The organism is Tenacibaculum salmonis (genome assembly GCF_041053065.1).
In the GTDB taxonomy this organism is placed as follows: Bacteria; Bacteroidota; Bacteroidia; order Flavobacteriales; family Flavobacteriaceae; genus Polaribacter; species Polaribacter pacificus_A.
Map to the genome: position 1 here is coordinate 2384996 of NZ_JBFCVV010000001.1, position 22352 is coordinate 2407347.

A 22352-nucleotide genomic window follows, 5' to 3' on the forward strand; every position below is an offset into this window, starting at 1 on the left:
ATAAACTCATCAATATTAGATGAGTTTATTTTTTATAAATATTTTTTACTGTATCATTCCTTTTTTAATTACTTGAACATAGTAAGTATTTCTAGTCATTTTTACTTTAGTAATTTGTCCTTTATGTTTTGTTAAGAGTTCATGTAATGATGGTGTAGTGTATTTTTTTCGTTGTTTTTTTACATCATTTACAGTATATGTATCACGTCCTGTTTTTCCTTTAATATGAGTTGTTCCAATAACTAAAAGACAACCTCCTTTTTGAATTGCTTTAGTCAATTGTTTAGCAATATACTTTTGTCTTAAAGGACCTATACGGCGTCCAGGTCCTAAAGCAGCTTCGGGATAAGGTTTTTCTTTTCCATAAGTTCCCTCTCTTTCATAGTCTTTAAGGTATTTTTTATTACCTTTTAAATAACCACCGCCATTGGGGTGTAGGGCATCGATTCCTTTTACGTCCCAGCCTTCATCATTATTTATAGTTTTACCAAGTTTTGCTATGTTTCTAGTATCGGCAGCACCTTTTCCCCATTCTTCCATTTCTTTAATGCTAATATCAGGAGCTTCTAATAAAAGGGTACTTTTTTTAGTCGCAATTTTACTTACTAATTGAGCAAATTCAAAATCAGCAAAAACACCATGTTTATCACCAAAAGCAACTAAATTACCTTGGTCTATTTCATTTGCAAATTTTATAGCCATTGCAATTTCATAACACTTTTGTTTAACTATTTCAGCATCAAATTTTCCAGTTTCATCCATCACAAATGTCTTAGAATAGTTTGTAAAGTCAACAAGTTTATCAACATATTTCCAATCTAATGAGCTTAAACTATCTAGCCCGTTATTTGCTTTTTCTTGTTTTAAGTAACCTGTGGTCATCATATAAGTGATACCATCTTTTTTGTCTTTCTTAATAAAAAAACCTTGTGTTACATTATTACTGATTTTTTTATGTTGAAAAGTACTATTTATAGTATTTAATGTTGATGATTGTAATGCTTTTGCTCCCATAACATCAGCTTCATGTTCTAATACAGGATCATCATTTACAGGAGTTTTACCTTTTAATTGTGTTGTTGCTTGTACACGACCTTGTTTTTGTTGTACTACATGCCAAGCTTCGTGAGGTAAATGTTTTTCTTGTCCAGATGCTAAGTGAATATTATTTCCTTGAGCATAAGCATGTGCTTGCAGTTGCGCAGGTTTTGATGAGTTGTAATGTACTTTAGTATCACTCATGTCTAAGCCTGATAAAGATTCTATTCCTGATTTTAATTGATCAGGTAAACCAGTTTTATTTTCTTGTCTTTGAATAGGAGAGTTATTAATAGTATCAGCTTTAGCTCTTTGAGCAATAGTTTTTGAACTTGTATTTATGTTGTTTTTAAAGCTGTTTATTTGAGTAGAATTTTCTCTATTATTTTTAAATTGAATAGCTTCTTCAGAAGCTTTTTGTTTGTTAACGTTTGTAGTTTTTTCTTCTAATTTATTCACATAATAGTTCATAGCAATAGAATAATTTTTAGGTTAGTTTACTAATATACAGTAAAATATAATAATTTATATTTTACTGTATATTTAATTATTTCTATTAGTTTTTTTTAGAGTAAAAAACAGGTGCTTTTAATTTATATGGTCTAAAGTATTTTGACTATTTTGTTTGTAAAGTTCTAATTGTCTTACTTTTGCTTTTATACTGTTAAACTGACTTTTTTTGTAAGTAGCACTTGCGTAATTCATTCTAGATGTTCTTATATAATTATCACATGCAGTAATTAAATCATCTGCTTTTTCATCAACGGTAATAGAGTTAGTACTAATTTTATTAGTTAAGTAGTCTTTAGAGTTTGCAATACTGTGCATGTAATTTTCATGATATATAATTTTTGTATTAATTAACCTTTCTAGTTGATGTTGATAGTTTGAAATAACTTCTTCTTTAGTAGTCATATTATTCCAAAAAATTTCTTCACAGTTATTTTTTAAAGCGTCATATCCATCATTAAGTACATTTCTTAAGTTATCAGGGATATTATCAAAAACAGCTATACCAGCATTATAAAGTAATGGTATAGTGATATTGTTAAAGTGATCTCTTTTTTGTTGATCTTCTGTATAAAATTTGTAAGTTTTATTAGCTCCACCTTTTGAAACTAACTTATTTAAGGTTCTGGTTGTTTTATCTACATTGTCAAGTTCTTGGGTTTTATCAGTATGTAATGTGAAGTTTTCATTATTATCACCTTTCATATCTGCAAGTTCACTTTTTGTATCAGGAAAAAAGTCATACCTACTTGTTGTATATTTTTTGAAAGATTCAGCTTCAGTATCTTCTCCACCATGTAAAAAGAACTCCCAAGTGTTATCATGAGTTTGATATCCACCAGCAAAACCTTCTATTGATATAAAGTCAGATCCATCAGCTAGTAATTTGGTAGAATAATGATGATGTTCTTTCGCCCCACTTCTAAGCTGAAAGAGTAAAGAAAAAGTATCTTCAATATTATCTTTATGTACTTTACCCATTGTGGTTCCTGCAACATAATCACAACCTCTCATTAACATCAGTTCTTTATTTTCTATTGACGAAACTTGAGCGTTAAAATGCCCAATCATACTTTGTCTTTTAGAACTTTCGTTAGGTAAACCTTCAAGTAACTGAGCTATTTTAGTAGCATTTGTTTGAACGGTTTCCATAAGGATAAGGTCTGAATCTTGGGGTATCATTTCTTTAAATTCATTAAAAGGTCCCATAATATCAGATTTTTTAGTCCTAGTTTTTTGAGCCATGATAGATTTGATTCTAACTTCATCATTACCTTGTGATGCTAATTGACTTTTTTGTATAGATTCATTTAAAGCTTCTTCTTTTACATATTCTATAATTCTAAAAAAAGCAGTGGTATATTTTCCTTTTAATCCAGCTACATCACCATCATCTTTATAATCCATTTGTACAATACTTTTTCTTATCGTTTCGGCTAATACACGTAGTTTATACATGTTTTTAGCTTCATCAACATTGGTACTGTATTTAGTCATAATTTCATCATCAGAACTATCTGCATCTTCAGGTAAAGCAAGGTTTTCTACATAACTTTTTTTAATACCTTCATAAAGGTGATTTTGAGTAGTCTCTTCACTTTCATCAGCAATTTGAGTAGCAGGATTTATTTGTCTTTTTTTATCATTTAAATTAAACATTGGTTTTACTTTATAGTAGTTTTCATTACTATCACCAAATTTAAAAGAAGTAGTATCATCACCTGTAGTAAATTTTAAAAATCCTTCTTTAGCTCTGTCATTTAATCCTTCTAAAATACTAGGGTTTTTTATATATAGTTCATGGTTTGGATATCCTAAACCTACCACAAATTTATTGCTTCTTGAAACATTATAAATAGTTTGACTTAATTTATCTTTATGAGCACTATAACACTGTATTGGTGTTTTAGAAACAGTATTAGAAGTTTTTTGAGATAATGTTTTTTGATTAGAAGTTGATTTCATTTGTAAAGCTTTAGCACCCATAACATCTGCTTCGTGTTCTAAACCTGCATCATCATTTATTAATGTTTTTCCTTTTAACTGTGTAGTTGCTTTTACCCGTCCTTGTTTTTGTTGTACAACATGCCAAGCTTCGTGTGGTAAGTGTTTTTCTTGACCAGAGGCTAAGTGAATATCGTTACCTTGAGCATAAGCATGAGCTTGTAATTGAGCAGGCTTAGATGAGTTATAATGTACTCGAGTATCACTCATATCAATACCAGATAGATTTTCAATACCTGATTTTAATTGATTAGGTAAACCCGTTTTATTTTCTTGTCTTTGAATAGGAGTGTTTGATATAGAATCACTTTTTACACGTTGTGCTATAACTCTAGAACTATTATTTATAGCATTTAAAGTAGTATTGTTTTTGGTGTTATTTGTTCTATTATCCTTAAATTGAATAGACTGTATACCTTCTTTTTTAGAATTTAGTTTAGGTGTTTTTTCTTTCAGTTTATTAAGGTGTAAACTCATAATAATCGTTTCGTTTGGTTGAAAAATTAAAGATACATGAAAATTATAAATCATAAATTTTAAAAATATAACTTATCAATATTTATTAATTTTAAGTGTAGGTAACTAAATATAATATTTGACTATTTTTGTAAAATGATACAGCTAACAGAAAAAGATTTATTAGTAAAATTAAAAACTAATTTTGGATACGACAGTTTTCGGTTACAGCAAAAAGCAATTATTGAAAATGTTTTAGCTAAAAAAGATACCTTAGTAATAATGCCAACAGGAGGAGGGAAATCTATTTGTTTTCAGTTGCCTGCATTATTTTTTGAAGGAATTACTTTGGTAATATCGCCATTAATTGCGCTGATGAAAGATCAGGTTGATAGTTTAAAAGCCAACGGAATACCTGCAACGTATTATAATAGTAGTCAATCTTCGGAAGAGCAAGAAGTCGTTTTTGATGCGGTTATCAATAAAAAAGTGAAGCTTTTATACGTTGCTCCTGAGAGTTTAGCATTGCTTCAAAATTTGTTAAATCAGCAATATATTAGTTGTGTTGCTATTGATGAAGCACATTGTATTTCTTCTTGGGGACATGATTTTAGACCTTCTTATAAACAATTATCTTTTCTGAAAAGAACCTTACCGGATGTACCAATTATCGCTTTAACTGCTACTGCTGATAAAGCGACTCAAGAAGATATTTTAGCACAATTAGCTGTACCAAATGCAACTAAATATGTGAGTTCTTTTAATCGAGAAAATATCAGTTTAGAGGTGCGACCTGCAAATGATAGAGTGCAACAGATTATTAAATTTATTAAGCAAAAACCCAACGATTCGGGGATTATTTATTGTTTAAGCAGAAAATCGACTGAGCAATTAGCGAGTAAATTAAAGCAAAATAATATCAATGTAAAAGCGTATCATGCAGGTTTAAATTTTGAAGAACGAGCCAAAAATCAAGAAGATTTTATTAAAGATGATGTGCAAATTATTTGTGCAACAGTGGCGTTTGGAATGGGAATCGATAAATCAAATGTGCGTTGGGTAATTCATTATAATATGCCCAAAAATATTGAAGGATATTATCAAGAAATAGGGCGTGGAGGAAGAGATGGATTACCTGCTCAAGCGTTGCTTTTTCATAGTTATGCGGATGTAATTCAGTTGCGTCAATTTATTGAAAATGGAAATAATCAAGAATTAGAAAACGCAAAGTTAGACCGTATGAAACAATTTTCTGAAGCAACCGTTTGCCGACGAAAAATTTTACTGAGTTATTTTGGAGAGTTAATCGAAAAAAATTGTGGAAACTGTGATGTTTGTAAAAATCCAGTTCAGTTTTTTGATGGAACTATTATCGCTCAAAAAGCCCTTTCGGCTGTTTACAGATTGCGAGAAAAAGAAGGAATGGGAACTGTTATTGATGTGCTTCGAGGTGCGAAAAATGCGAATGTTTTAGATAAAAATTATCAAAGTTTAAAAACCTATGGTATCGGAAACGATATTTCTTGGCAACATTGGCAACATTATATTATTCAGTTGATAAATCAAGGATATTGTCAAATAGCTTTTCATTTAAATAATACTTTGCAATTAACTGATTTTTCTAAAAAAGTTCTTTTTGATGGTGAAAAAGTTCAATTAACAACTCCTGTTGAATTCAAAAAAGAAGTAAAAGTAGCAGGTGTAAAAAAGAAAAAATCAACAACAAAAACGCCGACAGGTAGTTTATTTGAGGCTTTACGAAAATTACGTACTCGTATTGCAAAAGAAGAAGATATTCCTGCTTATTTGGTTTTTAGTGACGCTACATTACGAGCCTTAGAAAATGAACGTCCGCAAACAGATTCGGCATTTTTAGCCATTAGTGGTGTAGGAAATCGAAAGTTAGAAGTTTATGGAGGTGAGTTTATGGAAGAAATTAAAAAATTTATCAAACATAAAAAACAAGGTAGAAAAGATACGACTTTAGAAACGTATAAATTATATAAAGAAGGATTTTCAATTGATGAAATAGCGGAGAAACGAAATTTAAAAACGCCAACAATATTTTCTCATTTATCAAAATTATATTTGGAAGGAAAAGATATTAATCTAAATAAATTTATCTCTGTAGATACCTTAAAATTAATAGCAAATGCTAAAAAAGTTTTAAAAAATGAACCAACGTTAAAACCTTATTTCGAGTTTTTAGGAGAAAAAGTTCCGTATGGAGAAATAAGAGTTGGGTTAACTATCTTGCAAAAAAATGGTTAGGATTATAATATTTTAAAAAAGCTCAGATAAATTAATTATCTGAGCTTTTTACCCCTCCCCACTTTATAGTATAACAATACTATTATATTAATGTCCTATTTCTTCTAATATGTTAAGTGTACTAGAATTTTTAATTTTTACTTCTTCAGAAAAATCACCATGAATAATTAAAGTGTTTTCATGACGATGAACTAATTTACTCATTTTATTACGGTTTAATAATAAAACAGTTTTAGAACCAGAGTGGTCTTTTGCTTCTAAAATATTTTCACCATTAAATTCTACAATCCATCCGCTTTCTTTAATGTTGTTTTCGTATTCTAACTCAATAATAGGCATTTTATAAAAACGATAATCTTGAATATATCCCAACTCTATTTTTAAACGTAAATTACCACCTTCAACTGTATATGAATCTTCTTTTAATCCAGCATCTTTAAAAGAAAACTTGTTAAAAGTTGGTTTATCCATTGTAATTTCTAACTGTCCTTCTGTTGCGTTTAATATCATAATTAATCTTTTATTTGTTACAGCTAATTTACGCTAGTTACTCATCTTAATTAATGACTTTTATCATGCTTTTGTTTTTTATTGATTTATTTTTATCTGTAAGAAATAGTGGTTAAAAATAACACCTCACAGGTTTTTAAAACTTGTGAGGTGTAATGTGTTAATTTCAATAATATTTATTATTAAATATCAGCTTACATATTTCTTCTATACTGACCACCAACTTTAAATAAAGCTTCGGTAATTTGTCCTAAAGAACAGAATTTAGTCGCCTCCATTAATTTATCGAATAAGTTTTCATTTTGAACCGCTGCTTCTTGAAGAATTGCTAATTGCTCTTGAACTTTTTCTTGATTGGCTTTGTTTACTAACTCTTTGGTTTGAATTTGGAATTTCTTTTCGGTTTCCGTAGCACGAATCACTTCCGCAGGTTGTACCGTTGGCGAGCCTTTCGAACTTAAAAAAGTATTTACACCAATAATTGGAAATTCTCCCGTATGTTTTAACGTTTCATAATACAAGCTTTCTTCTTGTATTTTAGAACGCTGATACATGGTTTCCATAGCACCTAAAACACCGCCACGTTCGGTAATTCTATCAAATTCCGTTAATACAGCTTCTTCCACTAAATCGGTTAATTCTTCAATAATAAAAGCACCTTGAATCGGGTTTTCATTTTTAGTTAAGCCTAATTCTTTATTGATGATTAATTGAATTGCCATTGCTCTACGTACAGATTCTTCCGTAGGTGTTGTAATTGCTTCGTCATAAGCATTTGTGTGTAGCGAATTACAATTATCGTTAATCGCATATAAAGCTTGTAAAGTTGTACGAATATCATTAAAATCAATTTCCTGAGCATGTAAAGAGCGTCCAGAAGTTTGAATATGATATTTTAACATTTGAGCCCTTGAGTTTGCTCCGTATTTATGTTTCATGGCTTTTGCCCAAATTTTACGAGCAACACGACCAATTACCGAATATTCTGGGTCAATTCCATTAGAGAAAAAGAACGATAAATTAGGGCCAAATTTATTAATATCCATTCCACGAGATAAATAATATTCCACATAAGTGAATCCGTTAGATAGTGTTAAGGCAAGCTGTGTAATCGGATTTGCACCAGCTTCAGCAATATGATATCCAGAAATTGAAACCGAATAAAAATTACGTACCTGTTCTTTGATAAAATATTCTTGCACATCGCCCATTAAACGCAAGGCAAATTCTGTTGAAAAGATACAGGTATTTTGCGCTTGGTCTTCTTTTAAAATATCCGCTTGAACCGTACCACGAACTTGTGCTAAAGTAGTTTTTTTGATTTCAGCATATACATCCGAAGGTAAAATCATATCACCAGTTAAACCGAGCAACATCAATCCTAAACCATCATTTCCTTGTGGTAAATCTCCTTGATAAGTTGGTCTTTCTAAACCTTTTGAATCATAAATTTCATCGAATTTAGCTTCAACTAAATCTTCTAAATTATTTTCTTTGATGTATTTTTCACAATTCTGATCGATTGCTGCATTCATGAAAAAACCTAACAACATTGGCGCAGGACCATTAATTGTTAAACTTACAGAAGTTAAAGCGTGTGTTAATTCGAAACCAGAAAATAATTTTTTAGCATCGTCTAAACAACAAATTGAAACCCCAGCATTTCCTATTTTTCCGTAAATATCAGGTCTTTCTCCAGGGTCATTTCCGTATAAAGTAACCGAATCAAAAGCAGTTGATAAACGTTTTGCGGGCATTCCTAAACTTACATAATGAAAACGTCTGTTGGTACGTTCAGGGCCTCCTTCACCAGCAAACATCCTTGTTGGATCTTCACCCGTTCTTTTAAAAGGATATAATCCTGCGGTATATGGAAACTCTCCAGGAACATTTTCTTGTAAATTCCAACGTAATAAATCGCCCCAAGCTTGGTATTTGGGTAAGGCTACTTTCGGAATTTGTGTATGTGATAAAGATTCGCTGTGTGTATCAATATTAATAACTTTATCTCTTACTTTAAAGCTATAAACAGGGTCTTTATATTTTTGAACTTTGGTTTTCCAATTTAAAATTACTTCCCAATTATGTGGATCAAGATTTAGTTTTACTTTATCAAATTGTGCTATTAATAATTTAGCAAAATCAATTTCATCTTTTGGTGTTTCATTTAAAATATCATCTTGTTCTAATCCATTTTTAGATAGAAAACCTTCTTTTATTTCCTTCGGAAGAATAGATAAAATGGTTTGATGAATACCATATAATTTTTGAGCAACAATAACTTGGCTATCTACTTTTTTATCGTAAGCTCTATTACTTTCTGATATTTCAGATAAATAACGAACTCTTCTTGGTGGAATTACAAAGATTTTTTCAGACATTTCTTTAGTGATTTCCATTTCTGATTTTAAATCAACGCCTGTTTTTTCAACGATTTTATCCATAATACGTTTGTACAACGTATTCATTCCAGGATCGTTAAATTGAGAAGCAATTGTTCCAAAAACAGGCATATCATCCATGTGAATATCCCAAAGATTATTGTTTCGCATGTATTGTTTTTTGACATCACGAATGGCATCTAAAGCCCCACGTTTGTCAAATTTATTGATAGCGACTAAATCAGCAAAATCAAGCATATCGATTTTTTCTAATTGTGTTGCAGCCCCAAATTCTGGAGTCATTACATATAATGAGGTATCAGAATGTTCTATAATTTCGGTATCAGATTGTCCAATTCCAGAAGTTTCTAAAATAATTAAATCAAACTCTGCGGTTTTTAAAACCTCGATAGCTTCATTTACATATTTTGATAATGCCAAATTTGATTGACGAGTTGCTAACGAACGCATATAAACACGGTCGTTATTGATGGCATTCATACGAATACGGTCGCCTAATAAAGCACCTCCAGTTTTTCTTTTTGAAGGATCAACAGAAATAATTCCGATAGTTTTTTCAGGGAAATCAATTAAAAATCTGCGGACTAATTCATCAACTAAAGATGATTTTCCAGAACCACCAGTTCCTGTAATTCCTAAAACAGGTGTTTTCGAATTTTTATTTTTTTCATGAATTGTGCGTAACGTTTCTTTTGCTACTTCAGGAAAATTTTCTGCAGAAGAAATAATTCTAGCAATACTTCCGATTTCTTTTTTTGATAAATTATTTATTTCTCCGTTTAAAACATCGCCAATGGCAAAATCAGCAGTTTTCACTAAATCGTTAATCATTCCTTGCAAACCTAATTCACGCCCATCATCAGGAGCATAAATACGTGTAATTCCATAATCCATTAATTCTTTAATCTCCTCAGGAAGAATTACACCGCCACCACCACCAAATATTTTGATATGACCAGCACCTTTTTCTTTCAATAAATCGAACATATATTTAAAATACTCGATATGCCCACCTTGATAAGAAGTCATTGCAATAGCATTGGCATCTTCTTGAATTGCACAGTTTACAACTTCTTCAACACTTCTGTCATGCCCCAAATGAATTACTTCAACCCCAGTAGATTGAATAATTCGACGCATAATATTTATGGCAGCATCGTGTCCATCAAATAATGAAGCCGCAGTTACAATTCGTACTTTATGTACTGGTTTATATGGTGTTATTTGTTCCATTCGTAAATTTTAAATAAAATTGGTCAAGCAATTTACGAATTTCTTAAAAGATATGGTAATCCTTTATCAATTATAAATAATTAATGAAACTCCAAAATTTGCGTGATTTAATATATGTTAAGTTTTCTTCGTTACTATAAGATTCTCTTTCAAAACTTATGTTTTTGTAGGCTAAATATCCATTTTTATATTTAAAACATTTTATAAACCATTCAACTCCATAAAAAACATAAAAGAATATAACTAATAATTCTAATTGTTGCTTTAAATGAATTTTCTCATGATTTATTAAAACATAATTTTCTTTTAATTCCTTTCTTTTTAGGAAGATAAAAGGATATAAGGTTAAACCAACAAATCCTTTAGGAATGAGAAATTTTGAAACAAAAATCATAGAAATTTATAGGGGATTTACGGGTAAAAATACTCATTTATATTTTAGTAAATATGTTGTTTTTGTAAGTTAGCTGTTAAGAAATTGTTTTAGATAGTAGCGATTTTAAAATAGGATTGCTATTATTTTTATCCCAAACAACAGATAAAGTAGTGCGTTGCAGAATATTGGTTAGTTCAATAAATTGTACGCCCATATCATAACCGTATTGAAGCGATTTTGGAACAATAGACAGTCCAAAATTATTTTCCACCAGTTTATAAATTGAAGCTGCATGAATTGTATTGTGTGATATTATAGGTGTGAATTTTGCATCATCAAAAATTTGCATCACTTTTTCATGATAAGAAGGGCTGTAAGAAGGATCAAAAAGAATAAATGATTCATTTTTTAATGCTGATAATCCTTTAAAATTATCATTATTTACAGGATGATTTTTCGGTAAAACTAAACAAAATGGTTCTTTTAAAATAGGTTTTATGGCAAGTCCTCTGGGTACTCGATCTAATCTGACAAAACCAATATCAATATCTTTTGAAAGTAGGCTATCAATTTGTTTTTGATTATCCATTTCCTTTAATCCAAATTGCACATTTGGATGTTCTTTTTTAAATTCAATTAATAAATTAGGAATAATTTCTTGCATTGCAGAACCGACATAGCCAAAATTCAAATGCCCGTTTTTACCTTCTTGTAGCAATTTTGCATGTTCAAAAATGTGCGTTAAGTTTTTTAAATTTTGAGTAAATGCAATTTTTAAGTAACTTCCTGCTTCCGTTAATGCTACTTTTCTGTTATGACGAATAAATAATTGCACCTCTAAATTGGCTTCCATTTGCTTTATTTGTCGGCTTAATCCTGGTTGCGAAATAAACAAGCGTTCTGCTGCTTTTCTAAAGTGTAAATCTTCGGCAACAGCTAAAAAATAACGAATATGGCGTAACTCTATTTGATTACTCATAAGTATCAATTGATGACTTTTAAAGTCTTATTAGGTATCAAAAATAGAAATAACTTTGTTTAAAATAAAATAGAAGTCGATGTTTAAGTACGGAATAGATACATTAACGGTAAATAAAGTAATTGAAATTTCAAAAGGAACTTTAAAAGCTGTAGTTACAAATGATGCGGTAATCAAAATAAATGAATGTAGAAGGATGGTTGAAGTAATGGCAAATTCTGATGCTGCTGTTTACGGAATCAATACAGGTTTTGGTCCTTTATGCGATGTGCAAATTTCACCAAAAGAAACTAGTAAATTACAAGAGAATTTATTGATAACCCATGCCGTTGGTGTTGGAAATCCTATTGATAAGAAATTATCAAAAATGATGATGATTTGTAAAGTTCATGCACTTTGTCAAGGTTTTTCAGGAGTTCGTTTAGAATTAATTGAACGTATTATCTATTTTATTGAAAACGATTTATTGCCTGTTGTTCCTGAGCAAGGTTCGGTAGGTGCTTCTGGAGATTTAGCGCCCTTGTCACATCTTTTTTTACCTTTATTAGGCGAAGGAGAATTTTGGAAATCCGAAGAAATTGTTTCAGCAAAAAAAGTGTTAAAAAAACATAAATTAAAGCCTTTAACTTTAAAAGCAAAAGAAGGTTTAGGTTTAATTAACGGAACACAATTTATTTTAGCACACGCTATTTTAGGATTAGATAAAATGAAATATGTGCTAGATTTAGCCGATATTACAGGAGCAATGACTTTAGAAGGATATTCAGGAAATGTATCACCATTTAAAGAAGAATTACATTTAATTCGTCCGTTTAAAGGAAATTTAAAAGTAGCAAAACGTATGAGAATGTTGTTGAAAAATTCTAAAAATGCAGCTGATACTAGTTTTCCAAGAGTACAAGATCCGTATTCGATTCGTTGTATGCCACAGGTACACGGAGCGTCGAGAAATGCGTATGCACATTTAAAAGAATTGGCAGAGGTAGAAATGAATTCGGTAACCGATAATCCTATTGTGTTAAGCGAAACAGAAGCAATTTCTGGAGGTAATTTTCACGGACAACCTTTAGCAATGGCTTTAGATTATACATCAATTGCAGCTTCTGAATTAGGAAATATTGCCGATAGACGTTGTTATTTATTGTTAGAAGGAAAGCACGGTTTACCAAGATTATTAACATCGGCAGGTGGGTTAAATTCTGGTTTTATGATTCCACAATATACTACTGCTGCTTTGGTTACTGAAAATAAATCGTTGTGTTTTCCGCCTTCGGCAGATAGTGTGCCAACCTCATTAGGACAAGAAGATCATGTGTCAATGGGAAGTATTTCAGGAAGAAAATTCAATCAGATATTAGGAAATATTGATAAAATATTAGCCATCGAGTTGATGTACGCAGCACAAGCAATGGATTTTAGAAGACCAAATACATTTTCATTAATACTAGAAGAAAATTTTAAAATTATTAGAAATAAAGTTGCTAAGTTAGAAGAAGATCGTGTGCTTAAAGATGATATTAACACATTGATAAACATGGTTAAAAATAGAGAATTTACAGTTCGTTAAAAATATATATATGATATCATTTAAAAAACAAATTAAGCAAGGTATTCCTAATGAATTACCTAAAATTCCAGTTTATGATTCGTCAATAAATAGGGCGCCGAAACGTAAAGATATTTTAACATCCGAAGAAAAAAAATTAGCGTTAAGAAATGCCTTGCGTTATTTTGATGCAAAACATCACGCAGTTTTATTGCCTGAATTTGCTAAGGAATTAAAAGAGTATGGTCGAATTTACATGTATCGTTTTCGTCCGACTTATAAAATGTATGCCAGAGATATTAAAGAATATCCTGGAAAATGTACACAGGCAAAAGCAATCATGTTAATGATTCAGAATAATTTAGATTATGCCGTGGCACAGCATCCGCATGAATTAATTACTTATGGAGGAAATGGCGGTGTGTTTTCTAATTGGGCTCAATATTTATTAACTATGAAATATTTGTCTGAAATGACAGATAAGCAAACATTAACCATGTATTCTGGTCATCCGATGGGATTATTTCCTTCACATAAAGATGCGCCAAGAGTCGTGGTTACTAACGGAATGATGATTCCGAATTATTCAAAACCCGATGATTTAGAAAAATTTAATGCCTTAGGAGTTACACAATATGGGCAAATGACTGCAGGAAGTTATATGTATATCGGCCCGCAAGGAATTGTACACGGAACTACAATTACGGTGTTAAATGCTTTTCGTAAAATTAAAAAATCGCCTAAAGGAAACTTGTTTTTAACAGCTGGTTTAGGCGGAATGAGCGGTGCGCAACCAAAGGCAGGAAGTATTGCAGGTTGTATAACGGTGTGTGCTGAGGTAAATCCGAAGATTACAGAAATACGTTTATCGCAAGGTTGGATTGATGAAAAAATAATCGATTTAAATGATTTAGTGACAAGAGTAAAATCAGCAAAAGAAAATGAAGAAACAGTTTCAATTGCTTATTTAGGAAATATTGTTGATGTTTGGGAGAAATTTGATGAAGAAAATATTCATGTAGATTTAGGTTCAGATCAAACATCGTTACATAATCCTTGGGCGGGTGGTTATTATCCAGCGGATATTTCTTTTGCCGATGCAAATGAAATGATGGCAAATGAGCCTGAATTATTCAAAGAAAAAGTAAAAGAAACATTGCGTCGTCATGCAAAATCGATAAATAAACACACCGAAAAAGGAACGTATTTCTTTGACTACGGAAATGCTTTTTTATTAGAAGCAAGTAGAGCAGGGGCTGATGTGATGTCAGATAAACCAACTATTGGAAGAGAATTTAAATATCCAAGTTATGTACAGGATATTATGGGGCCAATGTGTTTTGATTATGGTTTTGGCCCTTTTCGATGGGTTTGCGCTTCGGGTAATCCAAAAGATTTAGCGAAAACAGATAAAATTGCTTGTGAAGTTTTAGAAGAAATAAAAAAGAATTCTCCAAAGGAAATTCAACAGCAAATGGCTGATAATATTCAGTGGATTAAAGGAGCACAAAAAAATAAATTAGTAGTTGGTTCGCAAGCACGTATTTTATATGCCGATGCCGAAGGACGTACAAAAATTGCCGAAGCGTTTAATAAAGCTATTAAAAAAGGTAAAATAGGAAATGTTGTGTTAGGACGTGATCATCATGATGTTTCGGGTACAGATTCTCCATATCGTGAAACTTCTAATATTTACGACGGCTCTCGTTACACGGCTGATATGGCGATACAAAATGTAATTGGCGACAGTTTTAGAGGTGCAACTTGGGTTTCTATTCATAACGGCGGTGGCGTTGGTTGGGGAGAAGTTATTAATGGTGGATTTGGCATGCTTCTTGATGGTTCTAAAGATGCATCAAGACGCTTAAAATCAATGCTTTTTTGGGATGTAAATAACGGAATAGCAAGAAGAAGTTGGGCAAGAAATAAGGAAGCTGTGTTTGCTATTAAAAGAGCAATGAAATCAGAAAAAAAATTACAAGTTACAGTTCCTAATTTGGTTGATGATGCGTTATTCGAAAACTTATAAATCCAAAGAAAATGAAAATAGCTAAATTACTTTTTTTGCCAATTATGGCTTTAATAATTACTTCGTGTAGTTCTGTTAGAGTTGTAACAGATTACGATACTAAAGTAGATTTTAATAAATACAAAACATTTGCTTTCTATAAAAAAGGAATTGATAAAGCTACTATTTCTGATTTAGATAAAAAACGCATATTGCGTGCTATTGAACAAGAATTAATAGCAAAAGGTATGACAAAATCAACTTCGCCAGATGTTTTGGTAAGTTTGTTTACGAAATCGAGAGAACGAACTAATCTAAATGATAATATGTATGGCGGATTTTATTATCCATATTATTATGGTATGAACATGAATAGAGTAAATATATCTCAATATACTGAGGGAACATTATTTATCGATTTATTAGATGCCGAAAAGAAAGAATTAGTTTGGCAAGGTGTTGGAACTGGTGCATTAAGTATCAGTAGTGTTGAAAGAAAAGAAGCTAGAATTAAAGAATTTGTAAAAGAAATAATAGCAAAGTATCCGCCAGAAAGCGGAAAAAAACAATAAAATAAATATATTTATAAAACGATGCGTTAATAAGAAAATAAAACATTCTAATTAACGCATCTTTTTTATGATATTTGTACAATGAGAAATACAATTTTAAAAGCAACCCCTGAGGAGTATTACGAAAATGAACAAGGGTATCGAGTTTTTAAAGAAACTTATCATTTAAGAAGAGGTTATTGCTGTAAAAGTGGCTGTAAACATTGTCCGTTTGGATATGATAAAAAGACAGATAGCTTTAAATAGTGTGACAATTATTAACAAAATGTATCTAAAAGATATAAACCAAGCAAAGATGAAAAAAATTATAGCAGCAGTAGCATGTATCGTTTTATTGACAGGATGTGCAGAATTACAAAAAGTAGTAAATCAATTACCACAAGGAACGACAACTGGTGTTTTATCGCAACAACAAATAGGAAATGGTTTGCGCCAAGCATTAGATAATGGAATTAAAAATCAAGTAGCTAAATTAACAGCTAAAGATGGTTTTTACAGAAATGAATTAGTTAAAATCGCATTACCAGAAGAATTAAAAGCGGTAGATAAAGGTTTACGTAAAATAGGTTTAAGTAAGTTAGCTGATGAAGGTTTAAAAGCGATTAACAGAACAGCTGAAGATGCCGTTAAAACTGCAACACCAATTTTTGTAAATGCCGTAAAAGGAATGTCTTTTAACGATGCAAAAACTATTTTATTAGGAGAGCAAAATGCTGCTACTTCTTATTTAAAAGGAAAAACAAATACAGCATTATATAGTCAGTTTAATCCAGTAATTAAAAAATCATTTTCAAAGGTTGGAGCAGATAAAGTTTGGTCTAATTTAATAAGTAAGTATAATAGTATTCCTTTTGTAAAAAGAGTAAATCCGGATTTAACAGACTACGTAACTGGTCAGGCTTTAAATGGTGTTTTTAAAATGATTGCTGTTGAAGAAAAAGGAATTCGTGAAAAATCAGGTTTACGTAATACCGATTTATTACGTAAGGTATTTGCTTTGCAAGATAAGTACTAATAAATTTATTGAATTAAAATATAATAACATCTCATTGGTTTTTAAAATCGATGAGGTGTTTTTTTGTATAATTATATTTTTTGATATAATATTAGTTTTGTTAAAATTTATCTATGATTTTTTTGGTATATAGATCTGATAATTAAATAATTACGTATATTTATAGCTCACCTAATTAAATAGCTATGACAAAAGTCAATCAATTACAAGAGTACAGGCAATATCTAGAGAAAAGATATCATAAATTAATAGAACGTGCTAATAATTATAAATATGAAGATGAATGTAAGAGTGATCGTTCAGCTTTTAAAGCAATGAGAGTGTTAGAAAAATTAAATAGAGTGCGTTATTTAGATGAAGATTTATCAAATACAGCTATGTAGTTCTTTAAAGTAATTAAAAGATTTTAATAATCGGCTACCATGCCATGAAAATAGTTCGCCATCAACCAATATTATGTTGGCATTATTACAGTGTTTTTTTATTTCGATAATGTGTTTTTCTTTAAAAGGATAAGGTTCCGAAGAAAGTAAAATTACATCAGGATTTCCATCTTTAATTATATTTTTTAAATCAATTTCAGGATATCGTTCTTTGTTACTATAAATATTTTTAAAATTATTTAATTCTAAAAGATGGTTAATAAAAGTATTGTTTGCTGCAACCATCCAAGGATCTTTCCAAATAAAATAAGCAACTTTTTTCTGGCTTGAATTTTTAATAAACCGCTTAAAATCATTCAGCTTTTCATCTAATGATTTTGTTATTGTATTTGCAACTGTTTTACATGAAAAAAATTCTCCATATTCCTTTATAAGGTTTTTAGAATCATCAAAAGTAAAAATTTCAGAAACATGAGTTGGTGCAATTTCTTTACATGCTTCGACAATTTCTTTAGTGTTTTCTTCTTTATTACAAAGAATAATATCAGGATTTAAGGCTTTTATTTTATCAATATGAATGGTTTTTGTACCACCAACAATTGTTTTGTTTTTTCTTAAATAATTTGGATGTACACAAAATTTAGTTACACCAACAAGAAATCTCTCAAGTCCTAAGTCAACTAATAATTCTGTTTGACTTGGAACTAGAGAAATAATTCTTTTTGGAGTACTATTTAATTCAAAAACAGTATTTAATTGGTCTTTGAATTGCATATTTTTAGTTTAAAATATCTTGCATTTGTATTTGTAAATCTTTCGCTTTTAGAGCAGCTTTGCTTGCAAAATCTTCTTTATTAGAAGCATAAATAATTCCACGAGATGAATTAATAAGTAAACCAATATTTTTATTCATTCCGTATTTACAAACATCTTGTAAATTACCACCCTGAGCACCAACTCCTGGAACTAATAAAAAACTATCAGGAACAATTTTACGTATTTCTGTAAAGTACTCCGCTTTGGTAGCGCCTACTACGTACATTAAGTTTTCTGAGTTTTTCCAAGATTTAGACGTTTCTAAAACTTGTTTATAAACCTCTTTACCATCTATTATTTTTGTTTGAAAATCAAAAGCACCTTGGTTAGATGTTAAAGCTAACATAATGGTATGTTTATCTTCAAAAGCTAAAAAAGGTTCAACAGAATCTTTACCCATATAAGGCGCAACAGTAACCGAATCAAAGGCTAAATCTTCAAAAAAAGCTTTGGCGTACATTGTTGAGGTATTACCAATATCACCACGTTTAGCATCTGCAATAGTAAAAATTTCAGGATGTTTTTCGTTGATGTATTTGATTGTTTTTTCCAAAGATTTCCAACCTTTTATTCCGTAAGCTTCATAAAAAGCTGTATTCGGTTTATAAGCAACGCATAAATGATGTGTTGCATCAATAATAGCTTTGTTAAAGGCGAAAATTGGGTCTTCCTCTTTTAGTAAATGTGTTGGGATTTTAGTTAAATCGACATCTAAACCGATGCATAAAAACGATTTCTTTTTGTTAATTTGCTTAACTAATTCTTGTGTAGTCATGTGTTGTTGTAAAAGTTAAGCAAAAGTACACTTTTTTAAGACTTTCTATTATCTTTGTTAGATATGTTTCAATATGTAATCAATAAATTTTTCTACGGATTTTTAACACTATTTGGCGTAGTTACGGTAATTTTCTTTTTATTTAATGTGTTACCTGGCGATCCTGCAAGGATGATGTTAGATCAGCGAGAGGATACTGAACAGCTTCAAAATATCAGAAAAAAGTATGGTTTTGATAAACCGATATTTACGCAATATTTATATTATTTAAATGATGTTTCTCCGCTGTCGTTACACAGTAATAAAGTGGATGATTATACCTTTTTAGCAGATGGTAAATATAAATATCAAAAAATAATAACGATAAATTCTGTAAATTTGGTAATTAAATACCCTTATTTACGACAATCATTTCAGAAGAACGGAAAAAATGTATCCGAAGTAATATCAGAAACGCTACCAAATACTGCTGTTTTAGCTGTTTTTTCTATTATAATCGCTTTATTTCTAGGGATTTTTTTAGGGATTTTATCAGCATTATATAAAGATACTTTTTTCGATAGAATTATAGCGGTGCTTAGTACTTTAGGAATGAGTGTTCCTTCTTTCTTTTCGGCAATTTTGGCGGCTTGGTTTTTCGGATTTATACTGCATGAATATACTGGTTTAGAAATGACAGGTAGTTTATATGAAGTAGATGATTTTGGCGAAGGAATGCATATTCAGTGGAAAAATTTAATATTACCTGCAATAGTATTAGGAGTTCGTCCGTTAGCAGTAGTAATTCAGTTAATGCGTAATTCGTTATTAGAAACCTTAAATCAAGATTATATAAGAACGGCAAAAGCAAAAGGATTAACAATGTATCAGGTAATTAAAAAACATGCGTTAAAAAACTCTTTAAATCCTGTGGTAACAGCAATTTCAGGATGGTTTGCTTCGATGTTGGCAGGAGCGGTTTTTGTAGAGTATATTTTTAACTGGAACGGATTAGGAAAAGAAATTGTAAATTCATTAAACACACTCGATTTGCCTGTAATAATGGGAAGTGTATTAGTAGTTGCAACCTTATTTATAACTATAAATATATTGGTTGATGTTGTTTATAGTTGGTTAGATCCACGAATTAAATTAAATTAAGATGAAATATTTTTTGTGTTTTATAGTGTTTTTGATATTACAAAGTTGTGCTGTTTTTCAACCAAAAAGGTTTACAAACGAAGCTTTAGATGAAAAATTAGTAACTATAACAAGAGATTCTATCACCTTAAAAGAAATTTTTCAAAAAAATAAAGGAAAACAGCAATTGATACAAGTTTTTGCAACGTATTGTCCTTTTAGTCAGCGTAGTTTTAAAGATGTGATTAAGTTTCAGAAAGAAAATCCATCGTTTAAATATATTTTTTTATCTGTAGATCATTCTTATTTTGATTGGAAAAGAGGACTTGAAAACATCAAAGTAAAAGGACAACATTATTATATTTCTAAAAAAGGAAAAGGAAAATTGGCTAAATTTTTAAAGTTAAAAACAATTCCAAGATTTATGATTGTTGATAAAAAAGGAGAAATTTCACTTTTTAAAGCATCAAGTGTATCAAAAAAAGTAAACAATAAATATTAATTAAAAGTAAAGAAGATGATAAAAAAGATAGTATTCGTTTTTGTAACAATGTTATTATTCAGTTGTTCAGTTGAAAATCCTACTGAATTTTCAAAAGAAGCCTTAGAAGATGTTTTTACTTCAATAGATAAAAAAGAAGAGGTAAAGTTTAGAGATATTTTAGCAAAAAATAAAGGCAAAAAAATAGTAATTGATGTTTGGGCATCTTGGTGTACAGATTGTTTAAAAAGTTTACCAGATGTTAAAAAATTACAAGAGAAAAATCCTGAAGTTGTATTTTTATATTTGTCTTTAGATAGAGATTTAGATTCTTGGCAAGAAGGAGTTCAAAGATTAAATATAAAAGGACAACATTATTTTATGCAATCGGGCTGGGAAGGACGCTTTGGGAAATTTTTAGGTTTAAGCTGGATTCCTCGTTATTTAGTAATTAATGAACAAGGAAAAATAGTTGTTTTTAATGAAACAAAAATAACTGATAATTTAATAACTAAACAAGCTAAAAAATAATGTATTTTTAGCTGAAATATATTTTAAGAAATTTTTTAAAAAAAAATCATGAAAAAAATTATTTACCTATTCGTTTTTGTTTTATTTGCATCTTGTAACGCAGATAAGCCTGCTGCATTTCCAGAAGAAGTTTTAAATGAAAAATTTTTAACTGAAACAGAAGAAACTATAACGTTTAAAGATATCCTTGCAAAACATAAAGGAAAGAAAATAATGTTTGAAATTTGTGCTTCTTGGTGTGCCGAATGTGTATCTGGAATTCCTAAAATAAAAGAATTAAAGGCTGAAAACCCTGACGTTGTTTTCGTTTTTTTATCGATTGATAAATCAATTAAACAATGGAAAAAAGGAAATGTTAGGTTCTTTAATATAGAAGGAGATCATTATTATTTACCTGCAGCACTTAAAGGAGGCTATGCAACAAGTTTAGGTATAAAAGATGTACCAGGATATATGGTGGTTAATGAACGTGGTATTATTTCTTTGGCAAATGTAACAGAACCATTTGACCCAAGATTAGCAGCAGCATTAAAACAGTAGTAAAAACATAAATTATAAAGTCATTTTGAGAAAAAAGATAGTCGCAGGTAATTGGAAGATGAATAAAAACCTTGATGAAACGAAACGGTTAATCAAGCAAATAAAGAAAGGGACAGGGAAAAAAGTAGGTAAAGATACTAGAGTAATTATAGCACCTAGTTTTGTAAATTTAAATACTGCAGTTAAAAGAACTAAAAAATCTAAAATTGAAGTAGCAGCTCAAAATATACATCAATTTAAAAGTGGTGCTTTTACAGGAGAAGTATCTGCGGATATGTTAGCTTCTTTAGGTTTAAATTTGGTAATAATAGGACATTCTGAACGTAGAGAATATTTTGGTGAAACAGATGTTATTCTTGCTCAAAAAGTAGATACTGCGCTTGAAAATAATTTAGAAATTATTTTTTGTTTTGGTGAAGTATTAGAAGATAGAAAATCTGATAATCATTTTAAAGTTGTAGAAAGTCAATTGAAAAATGGATTATTTCATCTGAAGAAAGAAGATTTTGCTAATATTATTTTAGCATACGAACCTGTTTGGGCAATTGGAACTGGTGAAACAGCATCACCAGAACAAGCTCAAGAAATGCATGCTTTTGTTAGAGCAACTATAGCAAAAGAATATGGTGATACAATAGCAAACGATATTTCAATTTTATACGGTGGAAGTGTAAAGCCTGAAAATGCAGAAGAGATTTTTTCGAAAGCAGATGTAGACGGAGGATTAATTGGTGGAGCAGCTTTAAAAGCAGAAGACTTTGTAACGATTATTAAATCAATATAATCA

General features: G+C 30.3%; 20 protein-coding genes. 12 read left to right on the top strand and 8 right to left on the bottom strand.

What is annotated here, in order from left to right; genetic code table 11:
* Positions 1-45: 45 nt before the first annotated feature.
* Both AB0T67_RS10525 and AB0T67_RS10530 read right to left on the bottom strand, forming a co-directional pair.
* Positions 46-1509: an eCIS core domain-containing protein gene (locus AB0T67_RS10525; RefSeq protein ID WP_369220264.1), complete on the bottom strand. Its 1464-nt coding sequence runs from the start codon at positions 1507-1509 to the stop codon at positions 46-48.
* Between the two features lie 117 nt (positions 1510-1626).
* Positions 1627-4083 (bottom strand): eCIS core domain-containing protein, encoded by a 2457-nt coding sequence (locus AB0T67_RS10530; RefSeq protein WP_369220265.1) that lies wholly within the window; start codon positions 4081-4083, stop codon positions 1627-1629.
* Positions 4084-4164: 81 nt separating this feature from the next.
* On the opposite strand from AB0T67_RS10530, the gene recQ reads away from it, so the two are divergent.
* The gene (gene recQ, locus AB0T67_RS10535) at positions 4165-6279 is read left to right on the top strand and encodes a DNA helicase RecQ (RefSeq protein ID WP_369220267.1); all 2115 of its coding nucleotides are present in this window, start codon (positions 4165-4167) and stop codon (positions 6277-6279) included.
* 87 nt (positions 6280-6366) lie between these two features.
* Here recQ and AB0T67_RS10540 read toward each other — a convergent pair whose 3' ends face one another.
* The 4 genes from AB0T67_RS10540 to AB0T67_RS10555 form a co-directional block, all read right to left on the bottom strand.
* Entirely contained in the window at positions 6367-6789 is a 423-nt protein-coding gene (locus AB0T67_RS10540) for a hypothetical protein (RefSeq protein WP_369220268.1), read from the bottom strand.
* Positions 6790-6983: 194 nt separating this feature from the next.
* Complete coding sequence (locus AB0T67_RS10545) at positions 6984-10424, bottom strand: methylmalonyl-CoA mutase family protein (protein ID WP_369220269.1); 3441 nt, start codon at positions 10422-10424, stop codon at positions 6984-6986.
* A gap of 70 nt (positions 10425-10494) precedes the next feature.
* A complete protein-coding gene (locus tag AB0T67_RS10550; RefSeq protein WP_369220270.1) occupies positions 10495-10818 on the bottom strand; it encodes a hypothetical protein in 324 nt (107 codons plus the stop codon).
* Positions 10819-10894: 76 nt separating this feature from the next.
* Entirely contained in the window at positions 10895-11779 is an 885-nt protein-coding gene (locus AB0T67_RS10555) for a LysR substrate-binding domain-containing protein (RefSeq protein WP_369220271.1), read from the bottom strand.
* Between the two features lie 79 nt (positions 11780-11858).
* Here AB0T67_RS10555 and hutH point away from each other — a divergent pair, with 79 nt between their 5' ends.
* The 6 genes from hutH (at position 11859) to AB0T67_RS10585 (ending at position 17303) form a co-directional block, all read left to right on the top strand.
* A complete protein-coding gene (gene hutH / locus AB0T67_RS10560; RefSeq protein ID WP_369220272.1) occupies positions 11859-13346 on the top strand; it encodes a histidine ammonia-lyase in 1488 nt (495 codons plus the stop codon).
* Between the two features lie 13 nt (positions 13347-13359).
* On the top strand, positions 13360-15354 hold the full coding sequence (locus tag AB0T67_RS10565) for a urocanate hydratase (protein WP_369220510.1): 1995 nt from the start codon (positions 13360-13362) through the stop codon (positions 15352-15354).
* Between the two features lie 11 nt (positions 15355-15365).
* Positions 15366-15905, top strand: a complete 540-nt coding sequence (locus AB0T67_RS10570) for a DUF4136 domain-containing protein (RefSeq protein WP_369220273.1) — start codon at positions 15366-15368, stop codon at positions 15903-15905.
* An 81-nt stretch (positions 15906-15986) separates the two neighbouring features.
* Positions 15987-16151, top strand: coding sequence for a DUF5522 domain-containing protein (locus AB0T67_RS10575; protein ID WP_271230579.1), 165 nt, complete (start codon positions 15987-15989; stop codon positions 16149-16151).
* Positions 16152-16200: 49 nt separating this feature from the next.
* A complete protein-coding gene (locus AB0T67_RS10580) occupies positions 16201-16920 on the top strand; it encodes a DUF4197 domain-containing protein (protein ID WP_369220274.1) in 720 nt (239 codons plus the stop codon).
* Between the two features lie 185 nt (positions 16921-17105).
* The gene (locus tag AB0T67_RS10585; RefSeq protein ID WP_369220275.1) at positions 17106-17303 is read left to right on the top strand and encodes a hypothetical protein; all 198 of its coding nucleotides are present in this window, start codon (positions 17106-17108) and stop codon (positions 17301-17303) included.
* Here AB0T67_RS10585 and AB0T67_RS10590 read toward each other — a convergent pair.
* The gene (locus AB0T67_RS10590; protein ID WP_369220276.1) at positions 17286-18077 is read right to left on the bottom strand and encodes an ABC transporter substrate-binding protein; all 792 of its coding nucleotides are present in this window, start codon (positions 18075-18077) and stop codon (positions 17286-17288) included. The genes AB0T67_RS10585 and AB0T67_RS10590 overlap by 18 nt on opposite strands.
* Before the next feature lie 4 nt (positions 18078-18081).
* A complete protein-coding gene (gene pyrF, locus AB0T67_RS10595; RefSeq protein ID WP_369220277.1) occupies positions 18082-18894 on the bottom strand; it encodes an orotidine-5'-phosphate decarboxylase in 813 nt (270 codons plus the stop codon).
* A gap of 63 nt (positions 18895-18957) precedes the next feature.
* On the opposite strand from pyrF, the gene AB0T67_RS10600 reads away from it, so the two are divergent.
* The 5 genes from AB0T67_RS10600 to tpiA are packed head-to-tail and all read left to right on the top strand — an operon-like array spanning position 18958 to position 22349.
* Positions 18958-20034 carry an ABC transporter permease gene (locus AB0T67_RS10600; protein ID WP_369220278.1) on the top strand — a complete coding sequence of 359 codons (1077 nt, stop codon included), beginning with the start codon at positions 18958-18960 and terminating at the stop codon, positions 20032-20034.
* 1 nt (position 20035) lies between these two features.
* On the top strand, positions 20036-20515 hold the full coding sequence (locus tag AB0T67_RS10605; protein WP_369220279.1) for a TlpA family protein disulfide reductase: 480 nt from the start codon (positions 20036-20038) through the stop codon (positions 20513-20515).
* Positions 20516-20530: 15 nt separating this feature from the next.
* The gene (locus tag AB0T67_RS10610; RefSeq protein ID WP_271230573.1) at positions 20531-21025 is read left to right on the top strand and encodes a TlpA family protein disulfide reductase; all 495 of its coding nucleotides are present in this window, start codon (positions 20531-20533) and stop codon (positions 21023-21025) included.
* Positions 21026-21073: 48 nt separating this feature from the next.
* The gene (locus AB0T67_RS10615) at positions 21074-21565 is read left to right on the top strand and encodes a TlpA family protein disulfide reductase (protein WP_271230572.1); all 492 of its coding nucleotides are present in this window, start codon (positions 21074-21076) and stop codon (positions 21563-21565) included.
* Between the two features lie 25 nt (positions 21566-21590).
* Positions 21591-22349 (top strand): triose-phosphate isomerase, encoded by a 759-nt coding sequence (gene tpiA, locus AB0T67_RS10620; protein ID WP_271230571.1) that lies wholly within the window; start codon positions 21591-21593, stop codon positions 22347-22349.
* The last annotated feature ends 3 nt before the right edge of the window (positions 22350-22352 follow it).